The organism is Gilliamella sp. BG7, from assembly GCF_046635565.1.
Taxonomy (GTDB): domain Bacteria; phylum Pseudomonadota; class Gammaproteobacteria; order Enterobacterales; family Orbaceae; genus Gilliamella; species Gilliamella apicola_P.
The window spans coordinates 1-20131 of record NZ_JBIDFB010000009.1; the positions used below are offsets into that span (position 1 = coordinate 1).

17 protein-coding genes, 3 tRNA genes and 2 pseudogenes are annotated in these 20131 nt (G+C 34.0%); 17 read left to right on the forward strand and 5 right to left on the reverse strand.

All coding sequences use genetic code 11. The features are described from left to right. Window positions 1–102 precede the first annotated feature (102 nt). From ACGH49_RS07025 to ACGH49_RS07035, 3 genes are all read left to right on the forward strand, one after another. Window positions 103–179 (forward strand) — tRNA-Asp (locus tag ACGH49_RS07025). 8 nt (window positions 180–187) lie between these two features. After that, window positions 188–263: transfer RNA gene (locus ACGH49_RS07030), tRNA-Trp, on the forward strand. A gap of 134 nt (window positions 264–397) precedes the next feature. Continuing rightward, window positions 398–736, forward strand: coding sequence for a DUF413 domain-containing protein (locus ACGH49_RS07035; protein WP_411588796.1), 339 nt, complete (start codon window positions 398–400; stop codon window positions 734–736). A gap of 4 nt (window positions 737–740) precedes the next feature. On the opposite strand, the gene ACGH49_RS07040 is transcribed toward ACGH49_RS07035, so the two are convergent. The 3 genes from ACGH49_RS07040 to znuC all read right to left on the reverse strand — a co-directional run bounded on the left by ACGH49_RS07040 (window position 741) and on the right by znuC (window position 3962). Then, window positions 741–2264 (reverse strand): YifB family Mg chelatase-like AAA ATPase, encoded by a 1524-nt coding sequence (locus tag ACGH49_RS07040; RefSeq protein WP_411588797.1) that lies wholly within the window; start codon window positions 2262–2264, stop codon window positions 741–743. A 122-nt stretch (window positions 2265–2386) separates the two neighbouring features. Continuing rightward, the gene (znuB, locus tag ACGH49_RS07045; RefSeq protein ID WP_065561620.1) at window positions 2387–3187 is read right to left on the reverse strand and encodes a zinc ABC transporter permease subunit ZnuB; all 801 of its coding nucleotides are present in this window, start codon (window positions 3185–3187) and stop codon (window positions 2387–2389) included. Then, the gene (gene znuC, locus ACGH49_RS07050) at window positions 3180–3962 is read right to left on the reverse strand and encodes a zinc ABC transporter ATP-binding protein ZnuC (protein WP_065561619.1); all 783 of its coding nucleotides are present in this window, start codon (window positions 3960–3962) and stop codon (window positions 3180–3182) included. The genes znuB and znuC overlap by 8 nt, the downstream gene beginning before the upstream one ends. A gap of 103 nt (window positions 3963–4065) precedes the next feature. Between znuC and znuA the strand changes: the two genes are divergently transcribed. From znuA to ACGH49_RS07110, 12 genes and pseudogenes are all read left to right on the forward strand, one after another. Then, complete coding sequence (gene znuA, locus ACGH49_RS07055) at window positions 4066–5016, forward strand: zinc ABC transporter substrate-binding protein ZnuA (protein ID WP_411588896.1); 951 nt, start codon at window positions 4066–4068, stop codon at window positions 5014–5016. Window positions 5017–5043: 27 nt separating this feature from the next. Then, on the forward strand, window positions 5044–6393 hold the full coding sequence (gene mepM / locus ACGH49_RS07060) for a murein DD-endopeptidase MepM (protein WP_411588801.1): 1350 nt from the start codon (window positions 5044–5046) through the stop codon (window positions 6391–6393). Window positions 6394–6520: 127 nt separating this feature from the next. Then, entirely contained in the window at window positions 6521–8854 is a 2334-nt protein-coding gene (gene mrcB, locus ACGH49_RS07065) for a bifunctional glycosyl transferase/transpeptidase (RefSeq protein ID WP_411588803.1), read from the forward strand. Window positions 8855–8865: 11 nt separating this feature from the next. Then, window positions 8866–9675 carry a bifunctional DNA-formamidopyrimidine glycosylase/DNA-(apurinic or apyrimidinic site) lyase gene (mutM, locus tag ACGH49_RS07070; RefSeq protein ID WP_065561616.1) on the forward strand — a complete coding sequence of 270 codons (810 nt, stop codon included), beginning with the start codon at window positions 8866–8868 and terminating at the stop codon, window positions 9673–9675. A gap of 123 nt (window positions 9676–9798) precedes the next feature. After that, window positions 9799–10098 carry a transposase gene (locus ACGH49_RS07075; RefSeq protein WP_411588806.1) on the forward strand — a complete coding sequence of 100 codons (300 nt, stop codon included), beginning with the start codon at window positions 9799–9801 and terminating at the stop codon, window positions 10096–10098. Window positions 10099–10211: 113 nt separating this feature from the next. Further along, a pseudogene (locus ACGH49_RS07080) lies at window positions 10212–10286 on the forward strand (hypothetical protein); the annotation flags it as partial. Beyond that, on the forward strand, window positions 10286–10588 hold the full coding sequence (locus ACGH49_RS07085; protein WP_411588898.1) for a hypothetical protein: 303 nt from the start codon (window positions 10286–10288) through the stop codon (window positions 10586–10588). The pseudogene ACGH49_RS07080 and the gene ACGH49_RS07085, both read left to right, overlap by 1 nt. 90 nt (window positions 10589–10678) lie before the next feature. Continuing rightward, window positions 10679–10927, forward strand: coding sequence for a transposase (locus ACGH49_RS07090; protein ID WP_411588808.1), 249 nt, complete (start codon window positions 10679–10681; stop codon window positions 10925–10927). 388 nt (window positions 10928–11315) lie between these two features. After that, entirely contained in the window at window positions 11316–12611 is a 1296-nt protein-coding gene (tolB, locus tag ACGH49_RS07095) for a Tol-Pal system beta propeller repeat protein TolB (protein ID WP_411588897.1), read from the forward strand. 168 nt (window positions 12612–12779) lie between these two features. Next, window positions 12780–13259, forward strand: coding sequence for a peptidoglycan-associated lipoprotein Pal (gene pal, locus ACGH49_RS07100; RefSeq protein ID WP_065606134.1), 480 nt, complete (start codon window positions 12780–12782; stop codon window positions 13257–13259). Between the two features lie 67 nt (window positions 13260–13326). After that, on the forward strand, window positions 13327–14064 hold the full coding sequence (ybgF, locus tag ACGH49_RS07105) for a tol-pal system protein YbgF (RefSeq protein WP_296206985.1): 738 nt from the start codon (window positions 13327–13329) through the stop codon (window positions 14062–14064). 132 nt (window positions 14065–14196) lie between these two features. Beyond that, a tRNA-Lys gene (locus ACGH49_RS07110) sits at window positions 14197–14272 on the forward strand. A gap of 465 nt (window positions 14273–14737) precedes the next feature. Here the strand turns inward: ACGH49_RS07110 and pepT are convergent. Both pepT and ACGH49_RS07120 read right to left on the reverse strand, forming a co-directional pair. Next, window positions 14738–15970, reverse strand: coding sequence for a peptidase T (gene pepT, locus ACGH49_RS07115; protein ID WP_411588810.1), 1233 nt, complete (start codon window positions 15968–15970; stop codon window positions 14738–14740). Window positions 15971–15998: 28 nt separating this feature from the next. Next, window positions 15999–17561 (reverse strand): annotated as a pseudogene (locus ACGH49_RS07120) (AbgT family transporter). Between the two features lie 680 nt (window positions 17562–18241). On the opposite strand from ACGH49_RS07120, the gene ACGH49_RS07125 reads away from it, so the two are divergent. Together ACGH49_RS07125 and murJ are read left to right on the forward strand one after the other, a co-directional pair. Next, window positions 18242–18388 (forward strand): hypothetical protein, encoded by a 147-nt coding sequence (locus ACGH49_RS07125; protein WP_335340233.1) that lies wholly within the window; start codon window positions 18242–18244, stop codon window positions 18386–18388. 138 nt (window positions 18389–18526) lie between these two features. Continuing rightward, entirely contained in the window at window positions 18527–20065 is a 1539-nt protein-coding gene (murJ, locus tag ACGH49_RS07130; RefSeq protein ID WP_411588811.1) for a murein biosynthesis integral membrane protein MurJ, read from the forward strand. Window positions 20066–20131 lie beyond the last annotated feature (66 nt).

Genomic DNA, 20131 nt, shown 5'->3' on the forward strand with positions numbered 1-20131 from the left:
AGAAGTGAAACGCCGTAGTGCCGATGGTAGTGTGGGTATTACCCATGTGAGAGTAGGGTGCCGCCAGACTTTTAAATTTAATATATACATACCAAATACGGTGGAGCGGTAGTTCAGTTGGTTAGAATACCTGCCTGTCACGCAGGGGGTCGCGGGTTCGAGCCCCGTCCGTTCCGCCACCTTATTTAGGGGCGTAGTTCAATTGGTAGAGCACCGGTCTCCAAAACCGGGTGTTGGGAGTTCGAGACTCTCCGCCCCTGCCACAAGAATAATGATTTTGTTTTAAATTTAATCGTTTGGTTATTTTTACCCGAACAAATAAAAAAATTTTGTTTACAGATTAACTTAGTCAATTATAATTCCCGCCCGAGTACTTTTACAACCTAGAGGATAGAACATGGCTGAGAGTTTTGTAAATCAACAACGTTTTTTTGATAATAAGAATTACCCAAGAGGATTTTCTCGTCACGGTGACTTTACTATTAAAGAAGCACTTATATTAGAAAAATATGGTTGTGCTTTTAAAGATCTTGATGCTGAAGTTAGAAAACCTATTACAGCGGAAGAAAAATCATTTGTTGATGTTTGCAAAGGCAAAAAAGAACCATCAACTGATTTTGAAAAAACGTGGCTGAAATATCTTTCTCGTATAAATAAACCAAAACGCTTTCATACATTATCTGGTGGCAAACCTCAAGTTGATACGACTGATGATTTTGTTGATGGGGATGACTAATTTTTTAACCAATATTTTTGTGTAATTGAATTAATAACCGATCCATAGAACGATAACCTAATGCTTCTGAAATATGTTTTCGTTCTATGTTTTCTGATAAGTCTAAATCTGCAATTGTGCGAGATACTTTTAGAATACGATGCCATGCTCTAGCAGAGAGCCCTAATTTTATCAATGCTTGCTCTAAATATTCATTATTTTCGTCTGATAATTTGCAGTAGCATTGTATTTGATTTGTACTTAACTGACTATTTAATTTATTATTTCTTCTAAACTGGATATTTCTTGCTTGTAAAACACGTTGTTTTACCGTTTCGGTTGATTCTACTGAAGTCGGTTTTTGACTTAAGGTGCCTTTAGGTAATAAAGGCACTTCAATTGAAATATCAAATCTATCGAGAAAAGGTCCTGAAAGTCGATTTAAATAGCGGATTGTTTGCTGGGGTGTTGTTCTATTGTGTGTTCCTTGATAATGTCCTGTAGGGCTTGGATTCATTGCTGCTATTAATTGAAATTTAGCAGGAAATTTTATTTTTGCGTTTGCTCTCGAAATGATAATTTCACCTGACTCAATTGGTTCTCTCAGAGCGTCTAATACCTTTCGGTTAAATTCTGGTAATTCATCTAAAAATAAAACTCCATTATGTGCTAGTGAAATTTCGCCAGGTTTAGGTATTGTTCCTCCACCAACTAATGCTGCCGCTGATGCACTATGGTGTGGCGATCTAAATGGCCTTTTACGCCAGTTTTTGATTGAACCATTTGGACTAACTAGACTAGTTATTGCAGCGCTTTCAAGCGCTTCTTCATCAGATAATTGAGGTAACAGCGATGTCAAGCGAGTTGCTAACATAGTTTTTCCTGTCCCTGGAGGACCAATTAATAGTAAATTATGACCTCCGGCGGCTGCTATTTCTAACGCTCTTTTGGCTTGTTCCTGTCCGATTATATCTTGTAAACTAGCTAAGTTATTATCAACATCTTGATATTCACGGTATTGAACTGCTTGTAAGTCAATTTCTTTATATAAATATTGGCATAACTCCAATAAGTTATTAGTGATTAAGGTATTGTTTTGGTGAATTAAAGAAATTTCAGATTGATTTTCTGCTGAAATTATTAATGTACGATTTTTCTTTTTAGAAGAAATAGCAGCGGGGATTGCTCCTTTCACTGCTCTAATTTTTCCTGAAAGAGCCAATTCTCCTAAAAATTCATAATGTAATAGGTTATCTGTTGGAATTTGTTCTGTAGCGGCAAGAATAGCGATAGCTATTGGTAAATCAAAACGACTCCCTTCCTTTGGTAGATCTGCAGGAGATAAGTTAACAGTTATTTTTTTTGCAGGAAAGGTAAAACCACTATTAATAATGGCGCTTCTAACTCGATCTTTAGCCTCTTTAACCGTTGCTTCAGGCAGACCAACTAAAACAAAACCTGGTAACCCATTACTAATATGAACTTCAACGTTTATTAACGGTGCTTGTATTCCAATAGATGCTCGAGTATAAATAATTGCAAGTGACATAGTTTCTAATTATCAACATATTGAATTGTATTGTTATAGTATTAGAAATATTGAGTAAACTATAAAAGTCGGTTTATTAATGGGATCTGTCACGCAATAAATAATCCGCTTTTGCAATAATCTTAATTTTTTTTATTTAAAGTTATTTTTGAAATAAATAATGATATAAAAAATAAACAAGTATTACTTAATACAATTGAAGGCCCTGTCGGGGTGTCGTAAATAAATGAAAACATCAATCCGATAAAAACTGATAACATACCAATTATTATTGCAATTATGGCCATAGCTTCAGGTGTTTTTGAATAATATTTGGCTGTTGCGGCAGGAATAATAAGTAAAGATGTAATAATTAGGGCTCCAACAAATTTCATTGATAGACCTATTGTTAGCGCCAACAGTAGAGTTAAAAGTAATTTTGTTATTTGTATATTAATACCGTGGCTAAAAGCTAACTCTTCACTGACAGTAATAAATAAAATGTCATTCCATCGCCAAAGCAATAAGGCACCAATAAATGCTACACAAGTGGTAATTTGATAAAGATCAGAATATGTTACTGATAATAGATCACCAAATAAGTACCCCATTAGATCGATACGGATGTTATTCATTAAACTAATTACAACCAAACCAAGAGATAATGCACTATGAGCTAAAATACCAAGTAAACTATCAATTGGAAGTTGTTTTTGGGCTTCTAACCAAAGTAACCCTAAGGCTAGTAAAAGAGTTACAAAAATGACTGCATAAAATAAATTTATATTCAGTAAAAAGCCAAAAGCGATACCAAGTAAAGCCGCATGGGATAGAGTATCACCAAAATAGGACATTCTACGCCAAACAACAAAAGTACCTAAAGGACCTGTTATGCTCGTTAAGCATAATCCTGCTAATAAAGAAGGTAATAATAACTCAATCATTATGTTTTTTTCCATAACAAGACATAGCAATTTGCCTATGTTGATCAATCGAGGGGGAGCAACAGTCATGTTGGTGATTATGATGATGTTTATAAACAGCAATTTGTGAAGCCCCATGTTGGCCAAATAGAGAAATAAACTCAGGATCGTTAGATACAATAGCAGGTGTGCCAGAACAACAAATATGATGATTTAAACAAATTACTTCATCTGTTTTTGCCATAACTAAATGAAGATCATGAGAAACCATTAATACACCGCAATTAAACTGTTTTTTTGCATCAGCGATTAGATCATATAATAATACTTGACCATTAACATCCACGCCTTGAGTTGGTTCATCAAGAATCAATAATTGAGGTTGCTTTGCTAAGGCTTGAGCTAATAATACGCGTTGCAATTCCCCACCTGATAATTGATGCATAGATTTATTAATCAAATATTCTGCTTTTACCATTGATAACGTACTAAAAATCTTTTCGGTATTTAATTGTTTATTTAAGCGCATAAAACGTTTAACAGTAATAGGCAGTGTGGTATTTAAATTGATTGACTGTGGTACATAGCCAATTGTTAAATTGCTTGAACGTTTAATTGTTCCTGAAGTATATGGAACTAAACCTAAAATAACTTTTACTAGAGTTGATTTACCTGCGCCATTGGGGCCAAGTAATGTAATAATTTGATTAAGATGTATTGCTAACGAAACGTCATGTAATATTTTTTGATGGTCAATTTCCACCGAAACACTATCAAGAGAGATTAGTGGTGTCATATCGCTAAGAGCCTTGCCTACAATCATGTTATGTTATATTATAACAATTATTGGTTTTATTCTATCATACTTTTTAATATAGGATAATGGTGTGAAAAAAAATATTACACAAAATAATAAACAATTAATCTCTTTTTTAATGATATTTAGTTCATTGATATTTATGCAAACTATCGCTAATTTTGCTAATGCGAAAGTTATTTCTTCTGTGAAACCCATAGGATTTATCACTGAAGCTATTGCTTCAGGAGTAACTGATACTGATATTTTACTTCCTGATGGTGCATCTCCTCACACCTATTATTTAAAACCTTCTGATTTGGCAAAACTTAAATCAGCCGAACTTGTGATTTGGGTCGGTGAAGATATGGAAGCTTTTATGCCAACTATCTTAAAAAGTATCGATAAGCAAAAGCAAATTGAATTAATGGCTGTACCGGAAATTAAATCGTTACTTAGAACAAGCCATGACGAGCATGAACCGGAAGATGCTCATTCTCATGATGAGATCAATCAAGATCACCATCACCATGGTGAATATGATGAGCATATTTGGTTTTCACCTAAAATTGCTAAGATTATCGCACAATCAATTCATGATAGGCTTGTTACCTTGTATCCAGATAAAAGTATATTGATTGATGAAAACTTAGACGAATTCATTACCAAACTCACAGAAACAGAACAAAACATTGCAAAAAAACTAATTACCGTACAAAATAGAGGGTATTTTGTGTTTCATGATGCTTATGGATATTTTGAGGCACAGTTCGGATTAAAAAAGCTAGGCAGTTTTACTATAAATCCAGCAGTTCAACCCGGTGTTCAAAAAGTTTATGCTATTCAACAGGAGCTCAAGGATCATCAAGCAGTATGTGTATTTCGTGAGCCACAGTTTAGCCCTGCAGTTATTGAGAAATTAGTGAGTGGAACAAATGTTCAAATTGGAGAATTGAATCCATTAGGAACGGGTATAATACTTTCAAAAAGTGCTTATTCACAATTTTTAACAAATTTAACACAGCAACTGTTGGATTGTTTAGATAAAAACTAGTTTAGTAATAAATAGTTAAGGTTAATTTTGGCAAGAAAAATAAAATCCCTCAGTATTGAAAAAAATAATTTTAAAATTCCCTATTTTTCAATATTGGGAGTTCTTTTTATTGTTATTTTATTTACTACTCTGTGGCGTCCACTCAATTTGGAGAGAACGGTTTATGTTCCTTTAACTCCTCAAGTTGAAACTACTGTAAATGATGATTCCAGCTCTATTGATGGTGATGGAAGAGTCGAGATAGTAAATGGTAAAATTGCTACTGTCACTGAATCATCAGATGTTCCTGAAGATGAAATTGTTAAAGATGAATTAGATGATATCGTTGATGGTAAAGATAATGCAGTACAATATACTATTGTTCGTGGTGATACTCTGCATGATATTCTAATTCGCTATAATGTTAATAAAAATGATATCTATCTATTAACGTCAAAATTTAAGCAACTTGCAAATTTAAGGATTGGTCAACAGATTAGCTGGACGACTGATGATAATCATAACTTGCAAACTTTTAGTTGGACAATATCAAGCAATAACATCCGAATCTATGAAAAATCTGGCGATAAATTTGTAGAAAGTTCTGAAACAGTTGAAGCCGTCCCACAAGATATTGTTATAAAAGGTGACATTAAATCTAGTTTTGTTGCTGATGCTCGAAAGAGCGGTCTAACTAGTAATGAAATAGGTATTATTACTCGCGCTTTACAGTGGCGTTTAGATTTTCGCCGATTACAAGTAGGTGATAAATTTTCAGTTGCTATAACACGAGAAATGCATGGTAAAAGCTTATCCAATAGTCAGTTGCGGGGGGTTCGAATTAAAAATGGAACTAAAGATTATTATGCAATTTTAGCTGATGATGGTAAATATTATGATATTAATGGCAACAGCTTATCGCAGAGTTTTTTCCGTTATCCCTTAGCAAAAAAGGCGCGTGTTTCTTCTGGATTTAATCCCCGTCGTTTACACCCTGTTACAGGTCAAATAGCTCCTCATAATGGTGTTGATTTTGCGGTGTCTCGTGGCACACCTGTATTATCGGTTGGTGATGGTGAGGTAGTAATTGCAAAATATAGTGGTTCAGCGGGCAACTATATTGCTATTCGGCATGGTCGTCAGTATATGACAACTTATATGCACTTGGATAAAATTTTAGTTAAACCTGGTCAGCAAGTTAAGCAAGGCGATAAAATTGGCCTATCAGGAAACACAGGGCGTTCTACGGGGCCTCATTTACATTTTGAATTACATATTAATAATAAGCCTGTTAATCCATTAACGGCAAGCTTACCTATTTCGGAAGGCTTAACAGGTAAGTCGAAAAAGGCATTCTTGTCAAAAGTTAAAAGTATGAGCTCTCAGCTAAACTTTTAAAGTTATACATTGGTTTTATACTTAGCTCCTTACTTAGCTGAATTTTTAAAAAAGGTAGTCAAGGTGTCCTTAAAAAATTATGTTATCATAAGCTAATTATTATTTAATAATAAATGTTAGGTGCAGTTTGAAAACATCAACTAAAACAGAAAAAAAACGCTCTTCTAAAAAGATCAGAAAAAATAAAAAAACTACACTTTGGCGACGATTTTTGATACTACTATTCAAGTTGTTTCTTGTCTTTGCTGCAGTGGCTATTATTTATGGTGTTTATCTTGATCAACAAATTAAAGAACGGATTGATGGGAATGTATGGGAGTTACCAGCGGCTGTTTATGGACAAATTATTGATCTCGAACCAGATAGCGAATATAGTCTAAATGATGTGGTAACAATATTAGTTGGTGCGCAATATCGCCAACAAGATACCAAAGCTACTCGTCCTGGTGAATTTATTGTAAAAAATGATGCGGTTGAAATTTATCGTCGGCCTTTTACTTTTCCTGATGGTGAAGAGCAAGCTTTTAGAGTCAGAATAACTTTTTATGAAAATCGTATTGATCGTATTACTAATCTAGATTCAGGACGTGATTTTGGATTGCTTAAGATTGATCCTAAATTAATTACTATGATGCATTCTCCAAATGGCGAACAACGTCTGTTTGTTCCATTAAAAGAGTTTCCTGATTCATTATTACAAACATTAGTCGCAACGGAAGATAAACGTTTTTATGATCATCATGGCGTAAGTTTATATTCTATTGGTCGTGCGATTTTTGTTAATCTAACAACAGGTCGTACTGAAGGTGGGAGTACATTAACTCAGCAAACAGTCAAAAACCTTTTTTTAACTAACGAACGTAGTTTAAGTCGCAAAATACGTGAAGCTTATATGGCTCTTATTTTGGATGGACGCTATAGCAAAGAACGTATTTTAGAGCTTTATTTAAACGAAGTTTATTTTGGACAAGCGGGTAGTGAAGAGATCCATGGTTTTCCATTAGCAAGTCTTTACTATTTTGGCCGCCCAGTTAATGAACTGACATTAGATCAGCAAGCAGTACTAGTTGGTATGGTAAAAGGAGCTTCTTTATATAATCCTTGGACACAACCTCAACAAGTTATTGAGCGCCGTAATGTAGTTTTAAAACTTGCTCAGCAGCAAGGTATTATAGATGATGAGTTATATAATTTATTAAGTCAGCGCCCACTATCAGTTTTACCCAAAGGTGGTGTGATTTCACCACAACCAGCATTTATGCAGGTTGTACGCAATGAACTTCGAAAACAATTAGGTGATAAAGCAGATCACTTATCTGGTATGAAGATTTTTACTACCTTTGATCCTGTAGCTCAATCAGCTGCAGAGCAAGCGGTAACTAACGTAATTGAGAAACTGCGAAAATCAACTAATAAAGAATTACAAACAGCAATGGTTATAGTTAGCCGAGAAACTGGAGAAATTCGCTCTATCATTGGTAGTGCTGAACCCCGTTATCCAGGATATAACCGTGCTTGGTTAACTCAGCGAGCAATTGGTTCATTAGCTAAACCGTCAACTTATTTAACTGCACTTGGACAACCTGATCATTATCAACTTAATACTTGGCTTGATGATAAACCTTTATCGATAAAGCTTGATGGTAATGGTTATTGGGAACCGAAAAACTATGATCGTAAATTTCGTGATCGGGTTATGTTAGTAGATGCCTTAGCGCTTTCACTTAATGTACCTACTGTTAATTTAGGAATGGCATTAGGACTTGATGCAACAAAGAATACTTTACAGTCATTAGGTGTACCTGCAGAGCATATACCCAATTTACCATCAAGACTACTTGGTGCTTTAGAATTAACACCATTAGAAACTGCGCAGATGTTTCAAACGATAGCTAATAATGGTCAACGATCTCCACTTTCTATTTTAAGATATGTATTGACCGATAAAGGTGAATTAGTTTATCAAAGTTACCCGCAACAACTTCAGGCTGTATCTCAACAATCAGCTTATTTAACTACTTATGCTATGCAACAAGTGGTTAATTCGGGAACATCTCGTTCATTAAAAGCTAAATATGGTTCATTTAATTTAGCAGCTAAGACAGGCACAAGTAATGATTCTCGTGATAGTTGGTTTACAGGAATAGATGGTAAAAATGTTGCTGTTGTTTGGATTGGTTTAGATGATCATTCTCCAATGAAATTAACAGGAGCAACTGGCGCCTTAAAAATTTATAGTGAATATTTACAAAATAATCCACCAAAGAAATTAGTATTGCCACTACCTCAAAATATTTTTATGGTACCTATTGATAGTGATGGGCAGTGGCAATGTAATGGGAGTGGTATTCGCTCTTTACCTGTATGGACGATTAACCCTCAGAGTTTATGCTCTGTCAATAACCAGTCTATACCGGTTCAGCAAGCACCGACTTGGGTTACTGACCTATTAAATAACTAAGTGAAAACAATATGCCTGAATTACCGGAAGTTGAGACAAGTCGTCGAGGTATTTTGCCGTATTTGAAAGGACAGATTATTGATAAAATTATTGTTCGACAACCTAAATTACGTTGGCCCGTTGATAAGGCTATAAGTAATGTGCACGGGCAAATTATTTTAGATATAAAACGTCGTGCAAAATATTTATTATTACAGTTACCCAACAATTGGATCGTAATTCATCTAGGAATGTCTGGAAGTTTACGTATTTTAAAAAATCCACAAAAAGCAGAAAAGCATGATCATATTGATTTAGTTTTAGAAAATGGCGTCACTCTACGTTATATCGATCCTAGGCGTTTTGGATCTTGGCTTTGGGCAAATTCGCTAGATGAAATATCTCAATTACAACATTTGGGACCGGAGCCTTTAAGTAATGAATTCTCTGCGGAATATCTATTAAGAAAAGCGAGGAATCGAAAAGTTCCAATAAAAAGTTGGATTATGGATAACCACATTGTGGTTGGCGTCGGTAATATTTACGCGTCTGAATCGCTATTTATGGCAAAAATCAACCCTAACCGAAAAGTAAACTCCTTACAATTAAATGAATTTGAAAGGCTTGTAGCTTCTATTAAGCAAGTTCTTACTAAATCAATTAAACAAGGAGGAACAACACTCAAGGATTTCCTGCAATCTAATGGTAAACCTGGATATTTTGCACAGGAGTTACAAGTTTATGGACGCGAAGGTAAACAATGTCTGATTTGTGGTACAGAAATAAAATCACAAAAAATTGGACAGCGTAATACCTTTTATTGTGAATATTGTCAAAAATAAAGATACCTATTAAGCTAAGATTACCACTTTGGGTTATTTGTTAAAAAGCTGGATCGGCTACACTAATTCATACAACTTTTTTAAGGGTAAGGTAAACTTATCACAACTAAAAAAGGAACAAATATGAATAAGATTAAATGCAAAAAACGAACATTCACAGATGATTTTAAACACCAAATGGTCAGTCTTTATCAACATGGTAAATCACGTAGTGAAATTGTTGCCGAATATGATTTGACACCATCAGCATTGGACCGTTGGATAACGCAAGCAAGCCAAAGCGGCTCATTTAAAACAAAAGATAATCGCAGTCCACAAGAACAAGAGTTAATCGCGTTGCGTAAAGAGCTTAAACAGCTGCGTATGGAAAACGATATTCTAAAGCACGCAGCACTGATAATAGGACGAAAATCGCTATCCTAAAAGCAAATCGACATCGTTATAGCATAACAAAGTTAGGATTATCAAGACATTATGCTTATTATCAGTGTAAATTGAATAGACAAAAATCAGTAGGGCTTTATACCAATAAAATCGTGACGTTATTTAATCAGAGCTATCAGTCTTATGGTACAAGACGAATTCGTTTTGATTTACAGAAAGAGAATATTTGGGTGTCACGCCGTTACATTGCTCGGTTGATGAAAGCCTCATTGCTGGTATCAAAATACCCGTTAAACCTTATCAATCTCACAATACGGAAGTGAATGAAACCGCCACAGAAAATCACCTGCAACGACAATTTGATGTAGGTGATAAAAAACAAATTGTTGTTGCAGATTTAACCTATATTCAAGTTAAGCAACGTTGGAACTATTTATGTGTTTTAGTGAACTTATCCGATAGGCAAATTATCGGTTATCATGTTGGTCAACATAAAACAGCAGAGCTTGTTATGTCGGCATTAAGCTAAATTAAACTGCCATTATCAAAATTGGATTTATTTCATTCAGACCGAGGCAAAGAGTTTGATAATCGGTTATTAGAGGCGTGTTTTAAGACATTGACATTTAATATCAAGCATTCATTAAGCAAGAAAGGATGTCCTTATGACAATGCGGTAGCGGAAGCGACATTTAAAACAATTAAAACAGAATTTGTAAAAGGCCAACGTTTCAACTCAACAGCTGAGTTACAACGCGCTTTTTCGGCTTATGCTTATTGGTATAATCATAAACGATTGCATTCTTCGTTAGGCTACTTGCCTCCCGTTGAATTTAAAAAACACTTACCCCTTAATTTTTTTGTTTGAAAATGTGTTGCCATTCCAAGCAATAATATTTTTAATACATCACATCTATCACCTTATATAAAAATATCTTACGAAACTCTTTAAACCTTACCTAAATAGGATTAGTATAGGCAACTAGATTTAGAATAATTATTTTTATTATCACTTTGATTATTATATATAATAAAACAATTAAATTATAAAAATCTTTTTATTTTAAAGATTATAGACTTGTACCTAGATATCAGCTATCTTTTCCATCTTATGATTGTTGATGATTTGTAAAGTTTAATATATGGAATTAATCAGAGACAGGATATTAATTTTTAAAGACTTTGTTTTCTGTTTTTTATGAGTTTATATTTACTTTAACTCTATTTATCTTATTTTTATTAAGGAATTTAAGATGATCAAATTCGCTTCTCGCTTTTTGACAACTTGTTTTATTTTATTTTTTACCTCAATGGCTAATTCTGAAGTTAGAATTATTATTACTGATGGAGTGAGTTCAGCTAAACCTATCGCGGTTGCTCCATTTAAATGGGCTGGAGGAGGAGAACCCCCACAAGTTATTGAAGAAATTATTGCGTCTGATTTGCGTAACAGTGGTAAGTTCAATCCTGTTGATGTTAATCAAATGCCTCAGAAACCAACAATTGCTTCAGAGGTTACTCCAGCCGTATGGAACAAACTTGGTGTTTCTGCTGTTGTGGTTGGATCAATACAACCAGATGCGTCAGGAAAATATCTTATAAATTATCAATTAGTCGATACAGTTAATCGACCAGGTACAGTTCTAGCACAAAATCAATTCTCAATTGAAAAACGTTGGGTACGTTATGCCGCCCATACTGCAAGTGATGAAATCTTTGAATCACTAACAGGTATTAAAGGAGCATTTAGAACACGAATTGCTTATGTTGTAAAAACGACTAAAGGGCCTTTTTCACACGAACTAAGAGTGTCTGATTATGATGGTTATGATCAAATCACTGTTCATCGTTCTAAGGAACCATTAATGTCTCCTACTTGGTCACCAGATGGCAAAAAAATAGCCTATGTAACTTTTGAAGGTGGACATTCCTCATTAGTTTTAAAAACATTGGATAGTGGTGCTGTTCAAACAATTGCATCTTTCCCTCAGCATAATGGGGCGCCGGCATTTTCTCCGGATGGTAGTAAATTAGCATTTGCTCTATCTAAAGGCGGTAGCTTAAATTTATATATGATGACGTTAAGTAACAAACAAATTACTCAGATTACTTCTAGCCGTAGTAATAATACAGAACCATCTTGGATGCCGGACAATCAAACTATTGTTTACACTTCTGATCAAGCAGGTCGCCCGCAGTTATATAGTATTAATATAAATACAGGTGAATCGCAGAGGGTGACTTGGGATAATACGCAAAATCAGAATGCCAGAGTGTCACCTGATGGTTCTTTTATTGCAATGATATCAAGCAATAATGGCGAACAACATATAACTCGATATGATATGGATACAAAAACCTATCAACGTTTAACTGATACATTTTTAGATGAAACGCCAAGTATTGCTCCAAATGGTACAATGATCATTTATAGTTCATCTCAAGGGTTAGGTACAATTTTGAACCTTGTTTCTACAGATGGTAATTTTAAGGCAAGGTTACCAGCTACTGATGGGCAAGTAAAATTCCCTGCATGGTCACCATATTTGTAAAGATAGCTTAAAAAAGCAACAACTTTGCGATTATTAAAATTGTGTAAAGTTTAAGGTCGTTATAATATATACTTCTAATCTTTCAGGTTGGTAACGGGAGTTACTTTGAAGTTGGTTAGATACATAAAATATAGATAATAATTTATTCAAACAAAAGGAGTTTATACAATGCAATTTTCTAAATTTCTTAAAGTAGCTGCGGTTGCTTTGCCATTAATCGCTGTAACTGCTTGTTCATCTAATAGCAGTCACAACGCTGGTGGTAATTTAAATGGTACCTTATCAAAAGAAGCCTTAGAACAACTTCAAAAATTACAACAAATCAATACAGTATATTTTGATTTTGATAAATACAACGTTAAATCTGAATATTCAACATTATTAAATGCACATGCTGTATTTATTCGTACTAGTAATATCAAAGTTGTTATTGAAGGTCATGCCGATGAGCGTGGTACTCCAGAATATAACATTGCATTAGGTGAACGTCGTGCAGCTGCAGTTAAATCATACTTACAAGGTAATGGTGCTCCTGCAAGCCAAATGGAAATTGTTTCTTATGGTAAAGAAAAACCAGCTGTGTTAGGCCATGATGAAGCAGCTTATGCTAAAAATCGACGTGCTGTAGTAACCTATGTTGGATACTAATAGCCATATTATAACGGCTGATTATTCAGCCGTTCTTATTTTCTAAGTTCATGCCGAGTCTAATAATATGCATAAAAAAATACCCACATTATTCTTATTTCTTTTATTTACTGGTTATGGTTGTGCAGCAGGTAGTTCTGGCATTGATCAAACTGTTCAAGCTCAAGGACAGTTATTGATTGAAAACCAACAAAAAATTAGCGATTTGCAAGCAGATGTAGACGCTCTTCGTGGGCAATTGGAAGAGACAATATATCAACTTAATCAGACAATTGAACGCCAAAAAATGATACTTCAGCAAATGGCTAATGGCTCTGGATTTTCGCTGAATACTAATTTTAATTCTCAAGAAGAGAGTTTCATTCCATCTCAGGATTCTACTTCATTAATATCTTCATCAGATTTATTGGGATGGGTAACTTCAGGTGATGATAAAGTTGATTATAATTTTATAATGCAATTTATTAATGATAGTAAACAAAATAATGAGGTTATTACAGCATTCCAGAAATATCTGAAAACTTATCCAAAGTCTAGTTATCGAGCTAATGTTAATTATTGGCTCGGTCAATTATCGTATAAACAAAGCAAAAAAGACGATGCTTCATTTTATTATGCTACTGTGGTAAAAGATTTTCCATCTTCCCCCAAAGCAGCTGATAGTCTTTATAAAGTAGGGTTAATTTTACTTGATAAAGGAGATACTAAAAATGCTAAAGCTGTTTTTCAACAAGTGGTAAATAAATATTCAAAAGATAAAAATGCGGTAGCACTTGCTAATAAAAAGTTAGCGTCACTAAAGTAAAACGCATAAATAAACATCGATCGAATAAAATTAGCAATAAAAGGGTTGCGTAGCGCTATGATTATGAGTATTATACCAACCCGAAATTGCTTGTGTTTTTAACTATTAAGAGCATAACAGTTATTATCAAATGGGTCGTTAGCTCAGTCGGTAGAGCAGCGGACTTTTAATCCGTTGGTCGAGCGTTCGAATCGCTCACGACCCACCATATTTGATTTTCACAATTCAATCAACAAGTCAACCAAATTTTTCCAAAGTATAGCAAACAGCATAGCATATAGTAGTCATGATACCAAAAGTTAAGTCAAGCAATATGCGATTAATTAAAATTAAATAAAGTAAAACTGCAAATAATAGAATAAACAATGAAATTAATCAATTAATGATACTAGGCTTATTTAGTACAGAGTCTTTTATTACAATTGCGCGAGAAGAAAAAGATGTCGATCCTATGAAGGTTGTTGCGACAATTAGGAATAATAATGATCCTGTAGCTATACCTTAGTTAGTACATAATTTACCTAGAAAATTATGTTACTTGTTTTTGTGATTTATATTCAATAGGCGTATAAATAGTATGCTAGATACATAAAGGACCTTTTTATAGGCTGCAAACTATTTATTATAGTAAAAAATAAAAAGAAGGAGTAATCCTCCTCTCAATTTTAAAATATTATTGGTCTTTAGCCGAAAGTTCAATAATCTTCATCGTAATTTCAAATGATTTCAGAAATGATGATAATGGTAAAAATTCATAACAAGAATGAAAGTTATGAGCACCAGTAAAATAATTAGGTGTAGTAAGACCTTTAGCTGAAAGTGCAGAGCCATCTGTTCCACCCCGCATAGCTATTGTATTTGGCTGAATATTGAAATGCTCAAATGATTGATAAATCAAATCAATACAGCGACGATCATTTCCTAAATGGTTGGCTATATTGCTATAAACATCGGTAATTTTACATTTAATTGTAGCTTTTGGGTATTTGCGGCTAATAAAATTTACGACTTCTTGTACATAAGCTTTTCGTGTTTCATAGCGAGCCAAATCAAAGTCACGAATACTCATTTTTAATGTTGTGGTACTTTGATTTCCAACAATATCATTAAACCAAAAGTAACCTTCTTTACCTTCAGTATGTTCGGGGGTTTCAAAACTATCAAAACAGTTAATAATATCGTTAGCTATTCGGATTGGGTTAATTAAAACATTTTTAGCTGACATGGGATGAGCAGATACTCCAGTGATATCGATGGTTGCAGAACCGGCATTGAAAGTTTCATAAACGACTTCGCCTAGTTCGCAACAATCAATTGTGTAAGCAAAATCAGGTCTAAAACGGTTTAAATCAAGTTTTTTAGCGCCTTTTAATCCTACTTCTTCATCAGGTACGAATGCGACATAAATGTCGCCATGTGCAAAATTTCGTTGTTGTAATTGATCTAACATTGTCATTACAACAGCAATAGCAGCCTTATTATCAGCACCAAGCACACTTGTACCATCAGTAACAATTAATTCTTCATTTAGATATTTATTTAATTCAGGATGTTCATCCACTTTAAACCAGATATTCTTATTTTTATTTAGTAGAATATCCTGACCAGTAAAAGTAATTCTCTGTGGATTGATTTTATCTGATAAAGCAACATCGACAGTATCAAGATGAGCAACGTAACCAATTTTAGGTGCATTTGGAGTATTGCCTGGCAGTTTAGCCGTTACAATACTATGTTCATCAAGGTGAACATCTCTTAAATTAAGTTTAAGCAATTCTTGTTTAAGTAATTTGGCTAATTCTGTTTGCCCTAGTGTTGAAGGTACATGCATACATCCAAGAGAACTTTGGCTTGGGATACTGACATAACGTAAGAAACGTTCAACTAATTGTTCAGTAATATTCATAATATTTTGGCTCCTTATCGATGATTAATTAATTACTTACTGGCGGATAGATGTAACCACTATCAAAACCAATTGGTAGACCTAGTAACCAAAATAACAATAAATTTATAGTTAATGCAATGAGTAGAGCTGCGGTATAAGGAATCATCATCTAACTTAATGTGCCGACACCAGTATTTTTGCAGTACTGCTGGCAATAGGCAATAATCAAAGGATAAAAAGCAAACATAGGGGTACTAACATTAACTGCAGAACTGATACGATAAGCCGCTTGAGTTAATTCAGGTGAAATGCCAACAGACATAAGCATTGGTACAAAAATAGGTGCTAAAATAGCCCATTTTGATGATGCCGAGGTAATTAGTACATTTAACATACTCGTTAGAATTATCACACCGAAGATTGTGACAACAGAAGGCAAATGTAGTGCTTTTAAAAACTCAGCGCCACCAATAGCAATTAATGTTCCAATATGAGAGTGAGAAAAGACATATAGAAATTGAGCACAAAAGAAAGCAAAAACGATAAATGGAATAAGAGATTTAGTAATTTTTTCCATTGATTTTACAATATCGCGAGAGGATTTAAATGCTCCAGTTATAAACCCATGTATTAAGCCTGGAATGGCAAAAAATATAAATAATAATGGCACAATAATTTGCATAATTGGTGCTTTATTACTAGTCATACTTCCATTAGGAGCACGCAATAAAGAATTTTCTGGTATTAATAATAAAACTAAACCAATAGCAATAGCTAAAAAGATAATTGAAGCCACTTTAAATGCACGGTTTTCAACCGGCGTGATTGCTGGTGAATTGGCAATATTATCTAACTTCAAATCATTATTTAAAGGCATAGTTGCATGTAAACGAGGCTCGACGATTTTATCGGTAACAAACCAGCAAGCTAATAATACAAAAAAGGTGCCACCAAAGCTTAAGAAGTAGTTACAAAGTACATTAACTTGATAAGATGGGGCGATAATTTGTGCAGCACTTTGGGTAAAGCCTTGCATGATTGGATCGATAATTGAAGGTGTATAACTAGAGCTAAACCCACCAGCTAATCCAGCAAATGAAGCGGCAATACCGGCAAGCGGATGACGACCAATTGCATAAAACATCATAGCTGATACAGGCATTAAAATCACATAAGCAGAGTCAGCAGCAATATGGCAAACCATACTGACAAAAATAACTGATGGTGTTGCTAAATTTTTAGGAGTGATAGCCAATAATTTTTTAAGTAATACATGAATATAACCACTACTTTCAGCAATCCCTATACCTAATGTTGCCACGATTGTGATGCCTAGTGGCGGAAAAGTGACAAAATTAGGTACCATCTTGGTAAAAAAAGCAACAATGTGCTCAGGGGCTAACATATTGACAATAATGAGCTTTTCTTGAGTGACAGGATTAATATAATTAAAGTTTACAAAAGAAAGTAATAAAGAGGTAATAAAGCAGCTGATTAAAGCATAGAAAAACAATGTTGTTACATCTGGGATTTTGTTTCCAATTCGTTCAATAGTATTTAAAAAGCCACCCGTTCTTATTGATGACGAGTTGTTAGTTGTTTGATTCATAATAAAGTTAGTATAAATATTGTTCGAAAAATAATGTAGCATAGATTAATAATACAGGCAAACATGGTTTTTAGGTGTTTTTATATTCAGATACCATCTTATTAACTTAAAACCCTTTATATTATTTATATGATCATACAAATTTGAATTTTCTTTGTAGTACATAATATTTCCCTAGTATAGGAGTTATGTCGGAAAACATCTCGAATTATTTACATGTCATGATTAAAGTGATTCTCTAAAAATTGATAAGGTGTTTTACCAAAAATTGCTTAAGCTTTTGTTTTCTATCTTTTGAGTCACTAAATATTTGCTGATTATGCCGCTTCTACATTAAAGCCTTATTACCCGTTTCGCTTTTCTATTCATTTGTCGGTAGGCAAGTTTCTTAATTTTTTGATTTATATAGTAGTAAATATACTATTTTAACAAATAAATACAGAAAATTATCGATTAGCCGAGAAACGGCATAGGCTCCTGAAAATCTTTTACAAGAATATAACCTAAAAAGTGAACAATTATGTAAATACACCATAGCCAGTACAAAAGTCACGTGAAAAAGCCTATATTCTAAACTTGTTTGAAGAACGGATTATTAGTGCCATTTTGAATCGAAAAAATACCAGAACAAAAAACAAGTTTGTGTAAATGTTGATTTTTATTTTAGCTTTATTTATTACATGATTGGCTTACCTAAATATGCTATTTTCAATATCAAGTGTGCTTATCGAATTGAAGAACTCAATTTTGATGATCGCCGAATTATTCGCCCTGCTTATAAAAATATCGGTGAAATTAAGTCGTTTATCCCCTTAAAAGATCGTTAAACCAAACATCCGCCAGTATTATGCTGGCGGTATCGACAAAATTAAGTTTATTAAAAAAGCATGGTTATTTAAAGTAATAGTTTGTAGACTATACTTCATTATCAGTTTTAGGCTGTATACTTTGTATATAATTTGAATATGAATCTTTTAAAATCTTTAGCTACTGTCAGCTCAATGACGATGGTGTCTCGTTTATTAGGTTTTGTGCGTGATGCCATTATTGCACGTTTTTTCGGTGCAGGTATGACCACCGATGCATTTTTTGTTGCATTTAAACTTCCTAATTTACTTCGACGTATTTTTGCAGAAGGGGCATTTTCACAAGCTTTTGTACCAATTTTAGCTGAATATAAAAATCAACAAGGGACTGAGGCAACTCGCACATTTATTGCTTATATTGCAGGATTATTAACTTTGGTCTTGGCGTTGGTCACGCTAATTGGAGTTATCACAGCGCCTTTTATCATTATGCTAACTGCGCCTGGATTTATGCAAGAATCAGCTGAAAAATTTGAACTTGCAACTACCATGCTACGCATAACCTTTCCTTATATCTTTTTTATATCGTTGGCATCACTTGTTGGAGCCATCCTTAATACATGGAATCGGTTTTCTGTCCCAGCTTTTGTTCCAACACTACTCAATGTGAGTATGATTGTATTTACCCTATTTTTAACGCCTTACTTTAATCCACCAGTATTGGCTCTTGCTGTATCTGTTGGTGTTGGTGGGATTTTACAATTGCTTTACCAGCTACCTTATTTAAAGAAAATTGGCATGCTAGTATTACCGCATATTAGCTTTAAAGATAGCGGTGTTTGGCGGGTTTTAAAACAAATGGGACCAGCAATTTTAGGCGTATCTGTAGGACAAATATCTTTAATTATTAACACTATTTTTGCTTCATTTCTAGTTTCAGGCTCGGTTTCGTGGATGTATTATGCTGATCGCTTAATGGAGTTTCCTGCTGGTGTACTTGGTGTAGCGTTAGGCACCATTTTATTACCATCATTAGCAAAAAGCTTTACAAAAGGTGATCATAAACAATATTGTGAATTGTTAGATTGGGGATTACGCCTTTGTTTTTTATTGGCTCTACCTAGTACGGTTGCATTAGGGGTTATTTCTCGCCCACTTATATCAACGCTATTTGAATATGGACAATTTACCTTAAATGATACCTTAATGACACAGCGAGCCTTAGTTGCTTATTCTATAGGCCTACTTGGATTGATTTTGATTAAAGTGCTAGCTCCAGCCTTTTATTCTCGTCAGGATATTAAAACACCGGTTAAAATTGCGATTATTACATTAATTTTAACACAGCTAATGAATCTTGCTTTTATTGGTCCATTACAACATGCCGGTCTTTCATTATCAATTGGCTTAGCTGCATGCTTTAATGCTGGATTATTATATTGGCAGTTGCGTAAAAAACAGCTTTATCAACCTCAACCTGGTTGGCGTTACTTTTTGATTAAAATCCTCATTGCGGTAATTTTAATGTCTGCAGCATTGTGGTTTGGTTCTCAGTTATTACCTGACTGGTCAACTGGTTCAATGTTGGTTCGTATCGGGCGATTATTTTTATTGGTTATTGTGGGCATTTTAGTCTATTTTGTGTCATTGAAGAAAATGGGATTCAAGATTAAACATTTTATTAAACGAATTGATTAACAATAACTTTAGATAAAGATAAATTAAATTTTGTTAGACATTTTTAAGTAATAGGAATGTTTAATT

Bases quoted from the DNA above. Each gene is read 5' to 3' on its own strand.
- ACGH49_RS07125 (WP_335340233.1), top strand. From the start codon at position 18,242: ATGATTGGCTTACCTAAATATGCTATTTTCAATATCAAGTGTGCTTAT.
- mutM (WP_065561616.1), top strand. From the start codon at position 8,866: ATGCCTGAATTACCGGAAGTTGAGACAAGTCGTCGAGGTATTTTGCCG.
- pepT (WP_411588810.1), bottom strand. From the start codon at position 15,970: ATGAATATTACTGAACAATTAGTTGAACGTTTCTTACGTTATGTCAGT.
- murJ (WP_411588811.1), top strand. From the start codon at position 18,527: ATGAATCTTTTAAAATCTTTAGCTACTGTCAGCTCAATGACGATGGTG.
- ACGH49_RS07040 (WP_411588797.1), bottom strand. From the start codon at position 2,264: ATGTCACTTGCAATTATTTATACTCGAGCATCTATTGGAATACAAGCA.
- ybgF (WP_296206985.1), top strand. From the start codon at position 13,327: ATGCATAAAAAAATACCCACATTATTCTTATTTCTTTTATTTACTGGT.
- ACGH49_RS07035 (WP_411588796.1), top strand. From the start codon at position 398: ATGGCTGAGAGTTTTGTAAATCAACAACGTTTTTTTGATAATAAGAAT.
- ACGH49_RS07075 (WP_411588806.1), top strand. From the start codon at position 9,799: ATGAATAAGATTAAATGCAAAAAACGAACATTCACAGATGATTTTAAA.
- znuC (WP_065561619.1), bottom strand. From the start codon at position 3,962: ATGACACCACTAATCTCTCTTGATAGTGTTTCGGTGGAAATTGACCAT.
- znuB (WP_065561620.1), bottom strand. From the start codon at position 3,187: ATGATTGAGTTATTATTACCTTCTTTATTAGCAGGATTATGCTTAACG.
- pal (WP_065606134.1), top strand. From the start codon at position 12,780: ATGCAATTTTCTAAATTTCTTAAAGTAGCTGCGGTTGCTTTGCCATTA.